Source organism: Tichowtungia aerotolerans, assembly GCF_009905215.1.
Taxonomy (GTDB): domain Bacteria; phylum Verrucomicrobiota; class Kiritimatiellia; order Kiritimatiellales; family Tichowtungiaceae; genus Tichowtungia; species Tichowtungia aerotolerans.
Window position 1 is genome coordinate 1,811,710 of the sequence record NZ_CP047593.1, and the last position, 16,274, is coordinate 1,827,983.

At 55.1% G+C, this 16,274-nt stretch carries 11 protein-coding genes; 4 read left to right on the forward strand and 7 right to left on the reverse strand.

The window, feature by feature from the left end; translation table 11 throughout:
- Positions 1-57 precede the first annotated feature (57 nt).
- A complete protein-coding gene (locus GT409_RS07450; protein ID WP_160628472.1) occupies positions 58-966 on the reverse strand; it encodes a helix-turn-helix transcriptional regulator in 909 nt (302 codons plus the stop codon).
- Positions 967-1,073: 107 nt separating this feature from the next.
- On the opposite strand from GT409_RS07450, the gene GT409_RS07455 reads away from it, so the two are divergent.
- From GT409_RS07455 to GT409_RS07465, 3 genes are all read left to right on the forward strand, one after another.
- Positions 1,074-2,978 carry a hypothetical protein gene (locus GT409_RS07455; RefSeq protein ID WP_160628473.1) on the forward strand — a complete coding sequence of 635 codons (1,905 nt, stop codon included), beginning with the start codon at positions 1,074-1,076 and terminating at the stop codon, positions 2,976-2,978.
- 63 nt (positions 2,979-3,041) lie between these two features.
- The gene (locus tag GT409_RS07460; RefSeq protein ID WP_160628474.1) at positions 3,042-3,221 is read left to right on the forward strand and encodes a hypothetical protein; all 180 of its coding nucleotides are present in this window, start codon (positions 3,042-3,044) and stop codon (positions 3,219-3,221) included.
- 23 nt (positions 3,222-3,244) lie between these two features.
- Positions 3,245-5,878, forward strand: a complete 2,634-nt coding sequence (locus GT409_RS07465; protein ID WP_160628475.1) for a hypothetical protein — start codon at positions 3,245-3,247, stop codon at positions 5,876-5,878.
- 320 nt (positions 5,879-6,198) lie between these two features.
- Here GT409_RS07465 and GT409_RS07470 read toward each other — a convergent pair whose 3' ends face one another.
- Positions 6,199-7,107, reverse strand: a complete 909-nt coding sequence (locus GT409_RS07470) for an AraC family transcriptional regulator (protein WP_160628476.1) — start codon at positions 7,105-7,107, stop codon at positions 6,199-6,201.
- A 70-nt stretch (positions 7,108-7,177) separates the two neighbouring features.
- Between GT409_RS07470 and GT409_RS07475 the strand changes: the two genes are divergently transcribed.
- Positions 7,178-8,227, forward strand: coding sequence for a uroporphyrinogen decarboxylase family protein (locus tag GT409_RS07475; RefSeq protein WP_160628477.1), 1,050 nt, complete (start codon positions 7,178-7,180; stop codon positions 8,225-8,227).
- A gap of 112 nt (positions 8,228-8,339) precedes the next feature.
- On the opposite strand, the gene GT409_RS07480 is transcribed toward GT409_RS07475, so the two are convergent.
- The 5 genes from GT409_RS07480 to GT409_RS07500 all read right to left on the reverse strand — a co-directional run bounded on the left by GT409_RS07480 (position 8,340) and on the right by GT409_RS07500 (position 16,207).
- Positions 8,340-10,064, reverse strand: a complete 1,725-nt coding sequence (locus GT409_RS07480) for a sugar phosphorylase (RefSeq protein ID WP_160628478.1) — start codon at positions 10,062-10,064, stop codon at positions 8,340-8,342.
- A complete protein-coding gene (locus GT409_RS07485) occupies positions 10,064-11,323 on the reverse strand; it encodes a glycosyltransferase family 4 protein (protein ID WP_160628479.1) in 1,260 nt (419 codons plus the stop codon). Before GT409_RS07485 ends, GT409_RS07480 begins: the two co-directional genes overlap by 1 nt.
- A 72-nt stretch (positions 11,324-11,395) precedes the next feature.
- Entirely contained in the window at positions 11,396-13,576 is a 2,181-nt protein-coding gene (locus GT409_RS07490) for an FG-GAP repeat domain-containing protein (RefSeq protein WP_160628480.1), read from the reverse strand.
- A 14-nt stretch (positions 13,577-13,590) separates the two neighbouring features.
- On the reverse strand, positions 13,591-15,276 hold the full coding sequence (locus GT409_RS07495; RefSeq protein WP_160628481.1) for a hypothetical protein: 1,686 nt from the start codon (positions 15,274-15,276) through the stop codon (positions 13,591-13,593).
- Positions 15,266-16,207 carry a S1C family serine protease gene (locus tag GT409_RS07500; RefSeq protein ID WP_160628482.1) on the reverse strand — a complete coding sequence of 314 codons (942 nt, stop codon included), beginning with the start codon at positions 16,205-16,207 and terminating at the stop codon, positions 15,266-15,268. Before GT409_RS07500 ends, GT409_RS07495 begins: the two co-directional genes overlap by 11 nt.
- Between the last annotated feature and the right edge of the window lie 67 nt (positions 16,208-16,274).

The window sequence follows — 16,274 nt, forward strand, 5'->3', positions numbered from 1 at the left end:
CATCAAGCCGGTTTGTCTGCGTTGTATGAAACCTGTCCGGGATCGTATCACTCTGGTTTACATGCTGTTCCCGTTCCTGCGGAATTGATGCGGCGCGACGCCGGTCGCTCTCCGGAATGCGCGGGCGAAACTCTGGGACGAGTTGAAGCCGCAGTCGATGGCGATGTGTTTGATGGGCAGGTCGGTTTCTGCAAGAAGTTGCTCTGCATGATTGATGCGAATGCGGTTGATATAATGCCCCAGTCCTATTCCGATCCGGGAGCGGACCAGCAGCCGCAAGTGGCTCGCGGACACTCCGACATTCGCGGCGAGTGTGTCAATGTTGAGGTTTTGGTCAAGATTGGCGTAAATGAACCGGTTGATTTTTTGTATGATCAGTACAGCTCGGCTTTTGGGCGCAGTATGCTGAAGGGACTCATCCTGGTTGCCTTTATCTGTTTGGATCAGGTTTGCCAACAGATAGCCTAGGGTGTGGGTCAGGATATGACTGTGTCGGACGATCTTTTCGCTCGAGTATGTTTCCAGTAACTGAAAAAGGATAGATTCCGTTTCGGGTGAAATGGAGAAAACCCGGTTTTGAAGCGGACTCAGCCATTGGGTTTCCGGCAGTTCAAAGGTGATGAACAGCCAGTGGGTTGGCTCTTTCGGCAGGATATAATGATGAAACTGATGAGGAAAAATAAGGGTGGCGTGTCCTTCCGGAAGCTCCAGCATCTGTTCATTGACGAACAGGGTTCCCGGTGTTTTCAGGCAGCAGAACAGCACATAGCGGTTGTGCACGTTGGTGTCGCGGTGTGCCGGGCTCAAGGTGTCGCGGTGAAATAAGAGGATGTTTTTAGGAAGGACAGCCGTTGTATCGCTTTGTCCGGCATAGTAGTTATCCGGCTCCGGAAGCTTAGCCGACCGTTCGATCAGTTCCGGGGAAACGCGTTGAGGCATCTCAGGTAGATTGCGGCGTGTAATCATAATTGTTCATGATTGCATCGTTTTTGTGTTTTGTAAACCATTGAGGCTGGTGAGATAGGTTGTACGATAAGATTTCAAGTAATGCAGTGAAGAGGTGGGTACACGGTATGAGAATGATCCATGGAATTGTGACAGCAGTTTTTTTTGTATTCAGCTCTGTCGAGGGCTCTGCGGGCCAGTCTTTAGATGATCTGGTCGAGCAGGTTCATGCAAACTCCATGCGGCAGCGGGCCGCAGTGTTGAACGAGGCGGTCGGCAAAGAAACGCTGTGGCCGGCTCCCGGAGCGCAGGCCTGGGGCGATGTGATGTGGGCGCTTTCACTGTTATTTATGAATGAGCGCGTGGATGAGGCTAATGAGCGGATCCAGGCCCTTGCGCTGACCGACGAACCCTTTGCCTATTTCGGCGCGGTTGATTATGTGCGGATTCTGGCATTGTTCAACAGCCGGAGCACATATTATCCGGGACGGCTGACGCCGGAAACCGAAGCCGCCATGAAAGAGGTGCTCTGGAAATGGGCAAAAGAGTTCGAGGAGTACTGGGAGCCTTCCCGCAATGAGGCGGCGGAACCTGAGGGATCGGTCTGGTCAGTCTACGCTTCTGAAAATCATGACCTGATCCGCAAAGGCAATAACCACATCATTTTTTCCGTGCTGGCGGATGATCCGGCCTACAGCAGCCTGATCTGCTCGAACGGTCACACAGTCGCGCAGGTTGACCAGTGGTATGTCACTTATTTCAAAAAATGGCTTAAAGAGCGTGCCGCATCCGGGCTCTGGATGGAGGTCGGTGCGGAGTATGCAAAATATTCCAATTCGGTGCTTTTCAACCTGTACGACCTGTCGCCCGATCCGGATATCCGGAAGCTTGCCAGGATGGTGCTGGACATTTCGTTTATCGAGGAGGCGCAGATCTCCTTTGCAGACGGATTCCGGGGCGGAGGAAAAAGCCGCTTTCCCAGGTCAGCGCCGGAGACGGTTCCCGGCATGATGAGGCATAAGCGACTTTTATTCGGCGAGGTCGGTTCCGGTACTCATTCGCGTGTGTTTGAAACGAGTCAGTACCAGGTGCCGGGACTCGCGGTTTTTCTCAGAGAATTCGGTGACAGCGAGCCGCCGTTCCTGATCCGCAATCGGGTGCTCGGGGAGAGTGTGAAACCTTCCAGAATGTACGACCGTGAGCATGGTGAAACCTACTATATCGCGGACGATTCCGCGCTGGTGAACTATTGCTGGAAAACTCCTGCTTATATGATCGGCAGCACGCTGCAGCTGTTGGACGGTATCGATGACGGAACTGGCGATGATTCGGGGATCACCCGTCAGGATCGCTGGGGCGGCGTGGTGTTTAATGATGCCAAGCATTCGAAGGTACTGCCGTGGGCCGAAGGCACGGCGGGAAGTACACGGGTGCATAATGCCTATTGGCAGGTGCAGCACGACAATCTGATGATTGCCCAGAAGACGATGCGTTCGCGCTACATGGAACGAATGATGGTCTACTTCAGCCCTTCGCTGAAACGAACAGAAACCAACGGATGGGTGTTTGCTTCGACGGGCGATGCGTGGGTTGCCGTGAAGGCAGTTGGCGGGCACTCCTGGGGGGAAGCCTCGCATCATTATCAGGGAACGACCTTCCTGATTCCGACGAACGACTTTGCACCGATTGTGTTCTTTGCCGGCAGTACGCATGACGGGGTTGCCTCGGCCGAGGCTTTTCAAAATTATGTGCTGAACGAACTCGTTCTGCTGGAAAAAACGAATGAACTGCTGATCCAGCGTCCCGGCAAACCGGACATTCAGTTTTTCACGGATTACCGACCGCCGGTGATTCACGATACCGATGCGGACAATCCCTATAACAAGGCTCTGAGAACGGACTACACGTATAACAGTCCCTATTTGAAAACGGGGCAGAACCGCTATGAAGTGATTGCGCAGTGGGGCGACATCCGGTGGGTTTACGATTTTGAAGCCCTGACGATAACGGAGACGCGTGATGGCAGCGAGTAGAAGGATAAATGGTCAGATAATCGCGGGATGCATTCTTACGACCGCATGGGGGCTGAGGCGGATATGAACAATGAACAGGTATGTCTGGGCGGAGAGTTTGCGACCCTCACGAACAACGGGTCGATGCTGTGCCGCGGGGAAAACACGGATGTCCCTCCGGTTCGCGAAGGACAGATCGGGCTGCGGCATATGTTTGCCCGCTCGGCCCGCTATCGCGATTTTGAGGTCTTCGTGCGAAACTAAAACGATTGCGAAAGGAACATGTAATGAAAAAATCAATCCAATTCATGATGGCTGTGCTGTTCTGCAGTGCGGGGGGGTATGCAGAGGAAGCCTTGCTGGATTTCTGGGACGAAGCGCCCCGGTTGTTTACGGTCGCGAACGAGGGGCAAAGCCTGTATCACGATTTGGACCGCCGGCTGGCAACGAACTATAAGCCCGCCTTTTTTCAGGTGGATCATGCGGATAAGCGGGTGGGCGACCTGAGTGTTATGTATGATGCGGGCAAGGCCGGCAGCGCGAAAACCTTCGGTTTTGTGTCGAGCCTTTGGGGCGGGGTGTGGGAACTCGACGATCAGTTTTCCCTGAACCTGCATGTGAAGGTGAAAGGCTCGGCCCCCGCGGGCGCCTGCACGGTGGCTCTGGTGGATCAGGCCGGTAAACAGGCCATGAAAACCATCGCGGCATTGGGTCAGGACGATTGGCAGGAACTGCGGCTTTCTTTGGCGGAGTTCAAGGCGGAGGACGGGTTTGATTTTTCCAATGTGACTGCGTGCCGGTTCAGGGCGGTGCTGCCGAAGGATGCGCTGGTCTGGCTGGACGGAATCCGATTTGCCAAGCAGGGAACGGTGATCGGTGTGACCGACAAGCCGCTCGAACAGCGCATGGCCGAGGAGCGCAAGACGCGGTCGGCCCGTATCCTGGATGCCCACGAACGCGCGGCAAAGACGAAGTGGGGCAGCCCCTATGTGAACTATTTTACGAAACTGTATCTGGGCCGCGATCTGGAAGAGGCGAATGCCGGGCTTCTAGAAGAGCTGCAAAAGCCGGATGTGCTGGATGATCCATGGTCCCTGTTTTTGAATCCGATGCTGTGCCGGCTTTATCTTAATTTTTCAAGTAAGTCGGACATCTTTCCCGGCCGCTTAACACCGGAGGTTGAGAAAAAGCTGCTGGAGGTGCTTTGGGAACGGACTTATAGCAAAAACGATATCCATTGGGCCCGGCAGAGCACCTGGTGGCTGGATGGCAGTGAGAATCATGACATCAACGCCAAGGCGTGCAACCTGGTTTCATCGCGCATTTTCATGAACGAGCCGGACTATAAAGACCGCATCTATCCGGACTATGGTTTTGGCGGCGCGTACCATTACGGCGGTAACGGATACTATGGGAAAGATGTGGATGGCAGTACACGCGACGGCGGCGGACGGGCCAACCTGAAGGATGGCAAGGAGTACAATGCCGCCGATCATTACGAAGCCTGGCTGGCGTTCCTGAAGGAATATTTTCAGGAGCGCGCCAAGCGGGGGTTCTTTGTTGAGCGGGCGGCTGACGGCTACATGCACCACACTCTGAACTTTGTGGATCTGGTCTACACCTGCAGCGGCGATGAGGAGCTGAAGCAGATCGTCGGAAACTTTTTTGACCTCGTCTGGGCCGACTGGGCGCAGGAATCCATTTCCGGTCTGCGCGGCGGTATGAAAGGCCGGCACAACTATGAGGGCGGCTATGCGTCGATCACGGAATATATGCGCTATTATCTGGGCGGTCCGGGGAACGGGACGATCTGGTATTACTACACATTGGTGAATGACTATCAGCTGCCGCCGGTCGTCATGAAGACCGCGCTGGACCGTCAGGGGCTTGGTTGTTTCGAGTATAAATCGCGCGGAGTGGGTGAAGAGGAAAATGTCTGGCCGCGCCCGCTGGGAACCGAGCGCACTTTGCTGTGTGATACCGAATCGCGGTTTCTGAAATACAGCTATGTCACGCCCGATTATGTGCTCGGCGCACAGATGGAGCATCCGGCCGCGGTGCACAGTCACTTGAGCTTAACGAAGCGCTGGCACGGCATGATCTTTGCCCAGTCTCCGAAAAGCCGGATTGTGACCGTCGGTCTGAATGTGGAGGGCAAGGATGAGCCGGGCTATGTCAAAAGCAAGAAGGGCTATGACATGCACCTGAATTACCGCAGTGTGCAGAGCCAGTCGGTTTTGATTACCCAGCAGGCTCGCCGGATTTTCCAGATGAATCCGGATTGGTTCCCCGCAGGCATTATGTATGACCGCGGCATGGGCGTTTTTGTCGGTGACGATTGGGATGAGCTGGTTGAGCGCGAGGGCTGGGTTTTTGTTCGGAAGGGCAACGCCTATGCGGCCATCAAACCGATCCTCTGGGATGAGGCGTATGAAAAGGCTAAGAAGGACAAGGCCGGCGGTGCGGACACGCAGCAGTATTTCAACAGCTCCAAGGAGGATGCAACCGTGAAAATCAAGGCGGGAGCCTATTCCTGGATTTGTGACCGCAAGGTGATCCGGCTCGAGGATCAATTCTCTCCGGTCATTATCGAGGCGGGGCGCAAGGCCGACCATCCGACGATGGAAGAGTTCATTGCGGATATTCTTGATAATCCGATCGCGCTCTACAAAACCGTGGTGCCGGGCTACAACGTCCTGGTCTACACCGGCTGCGGTGAAGATGCCGAAGAGATCGTTTTTAATGCAGGCACCATGGAAATGCCGACGGTCGGCGGCGAATATATCGACTATTCCTACCCGATGACCTTCGACAGTCCGTATCTGAAATCCGAATACAAGAGCGGTTTGATTGAAATGCAATACGGTGATGAGAAGCTAGACCTGGACTTTTCTGATCAGCCGTGGTGGAAAATCTGGTAGCAAGCGGCTCCATACTTTGGGAAAAAGGGTGAGGTGCAATTATCGGGGTGTCAGGTCAGACGCTGTCTTGTTCGGGTTTTGGCGCTGGCAAAACTTCGATAAACGGGGACCACATCAGCTGGCTCGTTACTTTATGAATGTATTGCTGATGGACGGTCGCAGTATGATTCTGTCGTGGAATGCGTAATACCGAATACTACATTTATAGAGCTGAAAGCTGGGTGGTCATGGTAGCTGATCGGCCGGTCTTATTCCGTTTTCGGCGAGCCCTCCAGTGGGGTTTTCAAACTGCCAGCCGAGCCGTTTGATCCAGTTCAGGATTACGCCGTTTTTTTCGCGCAGGCGGTCTGCCGATACTGTCCCGGGCTCTGCCCGAAGGCGGCGCGGAACGTTCGGTTGAAGTTGGAGACGTCCGAAAACCCGCATTCGTGGCAGATGCTCAGCACTTTATCATTGGTGGTGCGCAGTTTCTGCAGGGCGGCGGAAAACCGGAGTTGTTTCAGATATTCGCCGGTGCTCAATCCCGTGTATTTTTTAAACTGCTGGCACAGGTTGGGTTTCCGAAGATTGGAAAGACGGCATAGATGCTCAAGCCGGACCGGCTCTGAAAAATGATTCTCCAGATAATGACGCACCGTTTCCATGCGTGGATTGAACGCCTGCTCTTCGGCGGCGGGATCAACCGGCGCAGCCCGGCACAGTTCAATGAGGAACAGCCGGAAGAGGGCATCGATGGCAGCCTCGCTTCCTGCCGTCGGCTCCTGCTGCTCCTGCAGGAGTGCGAACAGCAGTTGTTTGGTTTTTTCTTTTGCTTCGACCTGAAGGTGACGAATCCGGTTGAGCCGGTGTCCGAGCATCGGATGAGCTGGAATCAGTTCATTCATTCGGGAAGACAATGGTTCTGGAAGTGACGGCAAAGGCCATTTCTTTAAGTTCCAGTATACATTGATCAGTTCAACGGGGCCGTTCGGTGTCTTGAGCGTGTGAAACTGGTTGTAGTTGAGAATGGTCAGGCCCCCCGCGGCTTCATCATACGTGCGATCCGCGGTGACGTGCCGAAAGGTTCCGTTGAGTACAAAAAGAATTTCCACAAACTCATGGGTATGGAAGTCGTGTTGCTGCTGTTCGAACGCTGGGAAATATTCCAGTGCCAGACCGGTTGCCTGCAGCTCTTTGAACGCACTTTCCCGATTGGGGGTTTTGATCAGATGTGAATTTCCACACGCCATAAAATGAATATATACCAAGAAATATTGGTTTGGAGTGTATATTTTATTCAAAAAAAGAGAGAGAGTAAATATGAGCGCAAGAGATCGGGTGTTGGCAGTGCTGAACGGCGAGGTTCCGGATCGAGTCCCGGTGGACCTTTGGCTGGTGCCGGAACTGGTGCAGAAATTCAAGACGCAGCTGGGTGTGAACGATGAGCTCGATATCTACCGTCAGCTGGATATCGATAAAATCGTTTGGTTGGGCATTCCCTATAAAGGAGTGCTTCTGAAAGATCCCAACGAACACGCATCGGTCAACCACTGGGGAGTCAAACACCAGAAGATTGCCGCCAATGATGAAACCGGTTATGGCGAAGTCTGCTTCAACCCGCTGCTCGAACTCGATTCGGTTGAACAGCTGGACGCCTATCCGTGGCCGAACCCGGATGATTTCGACTACGAAACTGCCGCTGCCGAGGCAAAAAAAATCTCACAGGAATTTGTTACCCTGGGTCCTTGGATTTCCATTTTTGAGGTTTACTGCCAGATGCGTTCCCTCGAAGAGGCGCTGATGGATACTGTCGCTGAACCGGAGTTTCTGCATGCCGCGCTCGACCATATTGCCGGGGTGCAGGGCGAAATGTGCCGTCGGTTTCTAGAAGCTGCCGACGGGGCCATTGATCTGGTGTTTATCAGCGACGACATGGGTACCCAGCAGAGTTTGCTCATGTCTCCTTCTGCATTTGATGAATTTATCTTTCCTCGTCTCAGACAGTGGTGCGATATGGTGCACTCTTTTGGCGCCAAAGTCTTCTTCCACACAGACGGTGCGGCCGCGCCGCTCATCCCGCGTCTGATCGACGCGGGCATCGACGTGCTCAATCCGGTTCAGCACGTCTGCCCCGGCATGGACTGCAGAGAGCTGAAAGAACAGTACGGCGACAGGCTGGTTTTTCACGGCGGCGTTGAAAACCAGAAAATTCTTCCGTTCGGCACGCCGGAAGAGGTCGCGGCAGAAACCTTCCAATGTTTGGAAACACTGGGCCCGACCGGTTATCTGCCGTGCTCCTGCCACTTCGCGCAGGCCGACACCCCGATCGAAAACATCATGGCGATGATCAAAACCGTGCAGCAGTACTAGTCTATTGCATAGATGCGCATATTTTTCCCAAGGCTTGGAAAAAGACAGGTGCAGGCCCGGCCTGCTTTTTCAAGGATTGGAAACTCAGAACCAGAAGCTGTGAATTCGGAACTTATCCAGCCGTCAGCCAGACGGTTTGGTATGGATCGAGGGTGAGAACTTTTCCGGCGCCGTTGTAGCGCTTTCCGCTGAGAAGATCGGTACAGGGATCCGGGGTGTCGAGTTCCGCGATTCGCTCATCGAGGTGCACCTCCTTCCACTCCCCGGAAAAACTGCTGATGCAGATGACCGGCCTGTGGCCGTCCGCGGAACGGACGAAGCAGAACAGGTCTTCGTCGAGGTCAATCACGCGTTGGGCGGCATCGGGGTGGAAAGAACCGTGCTTGCGGCGGATGGCGATACGGCGGCGGTATTCCTTAAACACTTTTTTTGCTGGGCCGGTTTTGTGAAGCTCAGCATCGAGTTCTTCGAGGTTCCATTTTTTGCGGTTGATGGAACGCGCCCGTCCGGTGGCCTGGACGCCGTCCTGATCATTCGGCGTGGCGGTGAGGCTGTGAAAATACACCGCCGGAACACCTTTGAGTCCCAGCATGACGGTTTGTGAGCAGAGAAAGCGGTCGATCTGGTGTTCGTCATCACCGAGTGCGTCAAAATAAGTGATGTTCAGTTCGTAGGGGCTGTCGGTTCCGTCAGCGTTGCGCTTGGTGGATACCTGTCCGCCAAGCTCTTTTACTTTATCGACGAGTGCGGTGAGCTCGCTCTCCGGGACGAGTCCGGTCAGCGGGCGCACGCCGATTCCGTCGTGCGAGGCCGTGAAGTTGAACCAGGTGCATCCGTCCGGTGTTTCCGAAATGGATTTCGCCCACGGCGTGAGATATCTGGATGTGCCGTTGTGCAGCGCGTGGAGCAAAAGCGGCGGAAGTGAGAAGTTGTAGACCATGCGGGCTTCGTCGCCGTTGCCGAAGTACGAAATGTTTTCATCATGCGGCACATTGGTTTCGGTGAGAATGATGACCCCGGGCGCGATCATGTCGAGCAGGTCGCGCATCAGCTTGACAACTTCGTGGGTCTGTTCGAGATGGATACAGCTTGTGCCGGGCTGTTTCCAGAGATAGGCAATAGCATCGAGCCGGATGATCTTTGCGCCGTTGGCGATGTAGAGCAGAAGAATATCGAAGAATTCAAACAGGACATCCGGATTGGCGAAGTTGACGTCGATCTGATCTTTGCTGAATGTTGTCCACAGATGTTTGGTTTTTCCGTCTACGGGAAACTCGGTGAGCAGCGGCAGGCTGCGCGGGCGGACGACTGCCGACAGGTCGGTTTCGGGGTCGGCTTCAATGAAGTAGTCGCGGTAGGGCGCGATTTCCGAAACATAGTTTTTAAACCAGCTGCTTTGGCTGGAAACATGGTTAAGGACGAGGTCGAACATCAGTTCGAAATGACGGTTGAGTTCCTTAATGTGTTTCCATGTTCCGTAGCTGTTTTTAACCCGGCGATAGTCGATCACTGAAAAGCCGTCATCAGATGACCACGGATAGAACGGCAGAATATGGATGGTGCTGAACAGATTTTCCAGATGTGTGCTGCTGAAATGCTGCAGCGTAGCCAGCGGTGGTTTTCCGGCCTGACACACGGTGTCGGCATAGGTGATGAGCACGGCGGTGGTTTCGTCCCATGTTTTTTCAGTCGGGGCGACGCCGTAGCCGACGCCGTAGCGGCCGATCATGGTAACGAGCCGCTCGATACAGCGGTCCGCCTGCCGCCTGCCGTAGAGTCGGTTGAAGTGTCCGCGCATCCGTTCGAGCGGCTCTTTGGAAAGCGATTTGATGAGCATCAGTCAATCCCGGTTATATTGGTGATGAGTGTGCGCAGGCGGCGGCGCAGCAGCGGATAGCTGAAGAAGCGTTTGGCGACGGCATAGTTATGTTCCACCGTCTGTTCGCGATAGGCGGCATCGTTGATCAGCCGCCGTACGTCTTCAATCGTCTGTTTGGTTAGATACCCGTCCATCAGCGGCAGTCGGAAGCCTTTCGGTTCGATATCGCGTGCAAAAATGGAGTAACGGTTGATGAGAATCGGCAGGCGGAAATAGATGGCTTCAAGGAAGGCGTTCCCGAATCCTTCATAGAGGCTGGGGTAGGTTACAAAGTCAACGTGCGGATAAAGATCCCACAGCGTGAAGATTTTTTTTCCAGCGGAATTGGTTTTGCGGATATCGCCGATCCGGTCCGATACAAACCGCAGGTCCACGCCTGTCTCGTGGGCGAGATCCGACAGCATATCGCGGTACTCATAGCCTTCGTCGCCTGCATCGTGCGAGATCACCAGCTTGCAGCGCGGGTTCTTCAGCGCCTCGACCAGTTTGATCGAATGCTCGATGCCTTTGCGAGGCACAATCCGCGTCGGCTGCAACAGAATAATGTCATCCGGACTGAAGCCGAGTTCGGCACGAATGTCTTTGCTGTAGTCATCCGGTTCGGGAGCGGGCACGTCAAAATTGAACACATTCGGAACGAGCTGCGACGAGGTTCCCTTGCGCCACGCCAGCTCTTCCTTTGCGGCTTCGTTGATCACCACGTGCTGCAGATGCGTGCCGCGCGGCGGGAATGCGAAGTCGAGATAGTCGCTGACGGCGTTGACCGAAAAGCGCGTGCGCTCCCAGTAAAAATCGTGATGGTGCGCAATGGCGGGCATACACGTTTCGGCCAGAAACTCTGTCAGTGCCACGCCCAGCGGTATGTGCATGGGAATCGTCAGCGCGTTCTGTGCCACCAGAACGGAAATATCAAACCGCTCGGTGAATTCATACAGCGAGGATTTGAGATAGTTCGCCATATCTCGGATACGGCGGCTCACCAGCGGGTCGCGGTGATACTGTCCCCAGATCCGCTGATTGATCCAGATGTTTTCCGGATGTTCAAAATGCGCTTCGGGAACGCAGTGGCTGACCGCCGGATCGCGGTCGAGCAGTCCGGCATACCAGAACGACTTGTGATTGGACCCCCAAAGCACTTCCGCCCACTTGGCGCTTTCCAGCGACACTCCGTCCGTGCCGGCAAAACGAGTTGATATAAACCCAATGCGTTCGCTCATAACGCAAGGATAAACATTCCGGCCGATTGGGAAAGAAGGAATCGTGCGTTTTTTCCAGGTTTGGAAGGGTTTCTATTCGCCTAGATAGATCAGCACTTTGTCCTGACAGAGCAGGACGAGATCGCCGATATTGTCACCGTTGAAATCGCCGCTGCGCAAATTGTGTGGCTCGGTGCCGCGGTTCTGCTGGCGCTCGACGAAGTCGGACGACAGGTAGACTTCAAAAACCAGTTCGGTTTTGAGTTCGTCGCTCTGGCGGCTGAGCAGCTCAAGGCTGCGGTTAGCGGGATCGACCACGGCAATCATCGGGCGGGGCGGCGAGCCGAGTTCGACGGCACGTAGATAGGAGAGCATCGGCTTTTCGGCGGGCGAAACATACTCGGCTTCCGAAACGGGTGTGAAACACGAGCCGTTGCTGAGGATTTCGCTGAGGCCGGTGCGGTCGATCAGTATGATTGTGTCGTGCGTTTTGTTGTGGAGCTGAACCAGATTGAAGATGGTCTGGTCGGCGTCAGGAATATGAATTTTTCCGGTTTGATCATCGCTGCTGAACCAGATGAGGTCTCTGGAATTTTGGTCGTAGATCAAGGTGCCTTTGCTTCCATCGAGCAGGGAATATTCGGTGGAGGCGGCGAGCTTCCCGGCGGCGTTCTCCGGGTTGAACTGTCGGATGATTTTATACTGCCCGTCTTTCCATTTGAACTGCCGGGCGACGGAGCCGGTGGCGACAGTGAGACGGGAGCCGTCGCCAGGGTTATCCAGATGAATGTTGGAGCGGATCAGCGGGCTGGTGAGCGCCCGGAATGATTCGCTGGACAGTTCGGTCAGTTCCGGTCCGTTCTGGAGAAACAGTTTAGGGGAGTCGTAGGGCGTGAAGAGCAGCAGGCCGGTTTGGTTGTCCGGCAGCGAAAAGGCCAGCAGCTCGTTCGGTTCGTTGTTGAGGTCCAGCGGGTGGATGGATTGGTCGCCGGTGCGGTCAGTCTGGCTGAGGAAAAGGGCGCCGTCCTCATTTTTGCAGACCAGCCAGTACCGAGAGGTCCCGGCAATGGCGCAACCGGCCAGCACGTCGCCGGACGCACTGATAATTTCCGGGAAGGTGTTCAGGGATCCGGTGGCATGAATGCCGGCGATTTTTTCTTTGCGACTGATCACGAGCAGGTCGCCGTTTCCAAACTGCGAAATGTGGGAGACTTCGGAGAGTGTATCGATTCGCTCCGGTTCAGAGTTGAGGCCGTCAACTCTTCCGTGATAGAGGTGCAGGCGATTGAGTGATGGCGCGGAAACTATCAGGTCACCGAAGCCGTCGGCGTTAAAATCGGTTGTGAGCCAGGCCGGAATATCTTTTTTATCGGTTCCTTCGAGGCCGATGCGGGAGGGAGACGTTTCTTGCGCCTGCAACAGTGGGGGTTGTTCTTTTTCGGCAAAGCCGTAGATGCGGCAGGCGAGGCGATTGCGTAGAACCATGCCGACCTGTGCGGGCTGGTCAGGAAATTCAATCAGGCTGGTGTATGTGCGCGGCGGCAGGTCGAGCGGCAGCTCGGTATCGTAGAGTCCGCCGCCTTTGCCGAAGCGGACACGCAGCGGATTGCGCAGGGTGGTGCTGTAGAACACGAGGTCGGTAATGCCGTCGCAGTTGATGTCCGCGAGATCCACATAGCGGCACTCATCAGAAAAGAGCAGGGTTTCCTTTTCCTGGAAGGAGCGCTCGGGCCGATTCCAATGAAGGTCGGCATGTTTTTTACAGCAGACGATAATGTCTACTTTCTGGTCGCCGTCGAGATCGCCGGTTTGGATGGTGGTGACCTCGTCAGTGTCTTTAATAAAAATGCGCTCGGCGTCGCCGAAGGCCCCATCCTTATTTTGGTAGCGGATGAGCAGACCGAGCGTTGCCCCGAAGGTGGCGATATCTTTGCGGCCATCGTTGTTGAGATCGGCAATGCGGATGGTGCGGATGCTCTGATCGACCAGTACGCCGCGGTTTTCGAAGCGGTCTTCAAGTCCCGGCAGGCCGGCAACTTCGACGGGATCGTTTCTGCGGATTAGAATTTCGAGTCGGGAGACGTGGTTGTTGGAAAAGATGATGTCATCAAGCCCGTCGCCGTTGATGTCTTCGACGAGCAGGTCAGACGTGCCATTTTCGAATTCATAGATTTCCAAAGGTTGGAAACCGAAGTCCCGCTGAGCGGCCGGTTCGTCCGGAAAGGCCGGAAGCGACAGCAGGCAGGACGCGGCGATGATGACGGAGGTACGCATGGGCAGTCCTTTTCTCAATACTGGGTGGTCACCCGCTGGTGCAGTCCGTTCCCGGTTTTTTCGGAGTACTGATAGGTGGTGTTGAAGAAGGATGCAAGGTGCTCGGCGGGCGGAAGTTTTCCAAGATCTGGAAGTTCCATTGATCCATCCGATCCTTCTATAAACCCTTTTTTGAAGGCGGCCAGTACAGCGGGCTGGGTGAGCTGTTTTAGGATGCTTTCCATCTGCTGTTTCCAGTCGATGGCGCGGAAGCCGAAGGCGCCGGGCGGAGTGTGCCGGCGCAGTCCGCGCACCAGCGGGGAACTTTCAAAAGAGGTGTGCGCGGTGTCGACGCTGCTCTGGGTGCGGATGACGCGGCGAATGACGTTCGGCGGGCCGTAGAAGAAACGGTTGGCCGCAATGCTGAACGCAATGGGTTCGCTGCCCGGCTGCTGGTTCTGGACGGTGTAGATGGTGTGTTCCAGAAACAGCTCGGCTTTGAGCAGGGTGGCAACCTGCGGTTGCAGGGCCGGAGCGGCCAGTGCCGTTTCAAGGGCGGTTTGGAAAGCATAGCTGTCTTTGAGCTCAATGCCGACAACGCCAACCTGCTGTGTGGTTGCCGGGTCGGCGGAGGAGAAGGAAATATACTGCGTGCCGAGGTTGGAGAGGAGGTCCTGGCCGAGATCGACCTGAGCCTGCTGCTGGATCATGCCGGCAATCATGTCGAACTGCATTCTTCCTCCGGGGGAAATAGCGGCGATGATGTTGGGGACTTCTCGCCAGAGGCCGAGCAGGTCGATGCGGCCGACTTCGATGGAGGAAATGTCTTCGGGGATAAAGGTGACGGTTGGCAGGCTGGAGGGCTGCATATCCATTAGGGCGAAGAGTCCTTTGGTCAGGTCGATTATGTTCAGGGTGCTGTCCGAAACCATTTTGTCTTCGTCAAGGCGGAGGGTTACCAGACAGTCTTCAACGCCGGTTAGGCCGAGTGCGGCGACGAGCGCCTTCTTGTCCGGCGCGCCCGGTTGCGTCGGGGATTTGTCTTCCATGTTTTCCGCGGCTTTTTCGATGATCCGGGCGATGTTCAGTTTCAGGTTGAGGGTCGGGGATCCGGACGGAGTACCCGGGGCTTCCTTTTTCAGCTGAATGATGGAGCGTTCGAGCCACTCGCGCGAAGAACCTATCAGCATCGTATCGGCGAGGTGTGCCTGCCAGGAGCTGTCCTCTTCTTCGGTGCCGCCGTTACGGATGTGTCGGGTGAGTTTGACGCCTTGAAATTCATCGTGGATGATTTCAAACGGGTCTTCTTGCATGGCTTTAAGTTTTTCGTCCTGCTCCTGACTTCGGGCGTAGTCTTCCGGCGATATGGCCGCGATGATGCTGACATCCATGGTGTCGGGATTCACTCCGACAATCAGTTCGCCGTTGAGCATTTTAAACTGGTCGAGTGTGATTTGTTTGTAGGCCTCGGATTCGTCGGCATAGAGGAGGTTCATCCAGTTTTGTTCGTCGGGGTACCCGGCGAAGTCCTGGAACTGCGGATCGGCCCAGAGCTGCCCAAGCGGTGATTTTTTCAGGCGGGTAATAAATTCCGGGATGTTGGAAACGCGAATGTATACCGGGTGGTCCGGAGGGATCAGGGAGAGCCGGTCGAGCGCAAAAGAGCTCAGGGCGAATGACAGGATCAGAGCGGATGTCAGGAAGCGGCGTTTATTCAGCATGTTTGATCTCCTTGTTTTCTTCGGAAAATTTGCCGGGCCGGCGTGGCGGATCGGGATAGAAAAAGCCGGACTCGGGATTGGTTGCGTCGTAGGCAAAGGCGTCGATGTGGTCGAGGATATATTTGAGGTGGCGCGCCGGAATGGCGAAGTTGAGCCCTTCCATGGACGGAACGCCCATGTTGATGACTCCGATGACCTGTCCGCGGGCGTTGAAGAGCGGCCCGCCGGAGTTGCCCGGGTTGACCGGCGCGTCCACCTGCAGATAGAGGATTCCTCCAAAGTTGCGGTGGGTCTGGCTCAGTACGCCTTCGGTGACGGTGCGTTCCAAGCCGAGCGGGTTGCCGATGGCAAATACGGTTTCGCCGATCTTCAGGTCCTCATCCGGTTCAAAGATGACGGGAGTGATTTCGGTATCAAAATCCTTAATGCGCAGGACTGCAAGGTCGTGGAACGGGGCGGTGGCCACGATCTCGACATCCTTGTAGACTACGCGCCGCAGGATTTTTCCGTCGCTGATAAAGCGGGTGACGGCGATATGTTTTTCGCCCTGAATGACGTGAAAATTGGTGACCAGGTCGCCTTCTTTGTTGATGAAAAACCCGGAGCCGAGGCCGGATGCGGTTTTAACAACGACGACGGCCGGGGCGTAGCACTCGGCTGCTTCGGCGGTGGTGACCTGTGCGGGGGATAAAATGGTGTAGAGGTGATCGGTGATGTCCGCAGAGGGAGATGCGTCTGCGACAGTGTTCTGAATGGAGAGAATTTCCTGACGCGGGATCCGCAGCACATCAAAGCCAAGGTCGGCAACGATGGCATCGGATGTGTCTTTGAGCAGCGGTGCCTGAATTTTTCCGCCGCCCCGCAAGGTGATTTCTTCTGCGAAACCAATCGTCAGAAGCAGTGTAAGCGCAGTACAGATGAGACCCTTCATATAAATAGCCTGTCGGTTCGAGCAATAAGTTCGTCACAAGCTAATCTAAACTTGAGATGGTGTCAAA

Coding starts and splice junctions, on each gene's coding strand:
- GT409_RS07455 (WP_160628473.1), top strand. CDS start 1,074: ATGAGAATGATCCATGGAATTGTGACAGCAGTTTTTTTTGTATTCAGC.
- GT409_RS07495 (WP_160628481.1), bottom strand. CDS start 15,276: ATGCTGAATAAACGCCGCTTCCTGACATCCGCTCTGATCCTGTCATTC.
- GT409_RS07500 (WP_160628482.1), bottom strand. CDS start 16,207: ATGAAGGGTCTCATCTGTACTGCGCTTACACTGCTTCTGACGATTGGT.
- GT409_RS07465 (WP_160628475.1), top strand. CDS start 3,245: ATGAAAAAATCAATCCAATTCATGATGGCTGTGCTGTTCTGCAGTGCG.
- GT409_RS07460 (WP_160628474.1), top strand. CDS start 3,042: ATGAACAATGAACAGGTATGTCTGGGCGGAGAGTTTGCGACCCTCACG.
- GT409_RS07450 (WP_160628472.1), bottom strand. CDS start 966: ATGATTACACGCCGCAATCTACCTGAGATGCCTCAACGCGTTTCCCCG.
- GT409_RS07475 (WP_160628477.1), top strand. CDS start 7,178: ATGAGCGCAAGAGATCGGGTGTTGGCAGTGCTGAACGGCGAGGTTCCG.
- GT409_RS07470 (WP_160628476.1), bottom strand. CDS start 7,107: ATGGCGTGTGGAAATTCACATCTGATCAAAACCCCCAATCGGGAAAGT.
- GT409_RS07485 (WP_160628479.1), bottom strand. CDS start 11,323: ATGAGCGAACGCATTGGGTTTATATCAACTCGTTTTGCCGGCACGGAC.
- GT409_RS07490 (WP_160628480.1), bottom strand. CDS start 13,576: ATGCGTACCTCCGTCATCATCGCCGCGTCCTGCCTGCTGTCGCTTCCG.
- GT409_RS07480 (WP_160628478.1), bottom strand. CDS start 10,064: ATGCTCATCAAATCGCTTTCCAAAGAGCCGCTCGAACGGATGCGCGGA.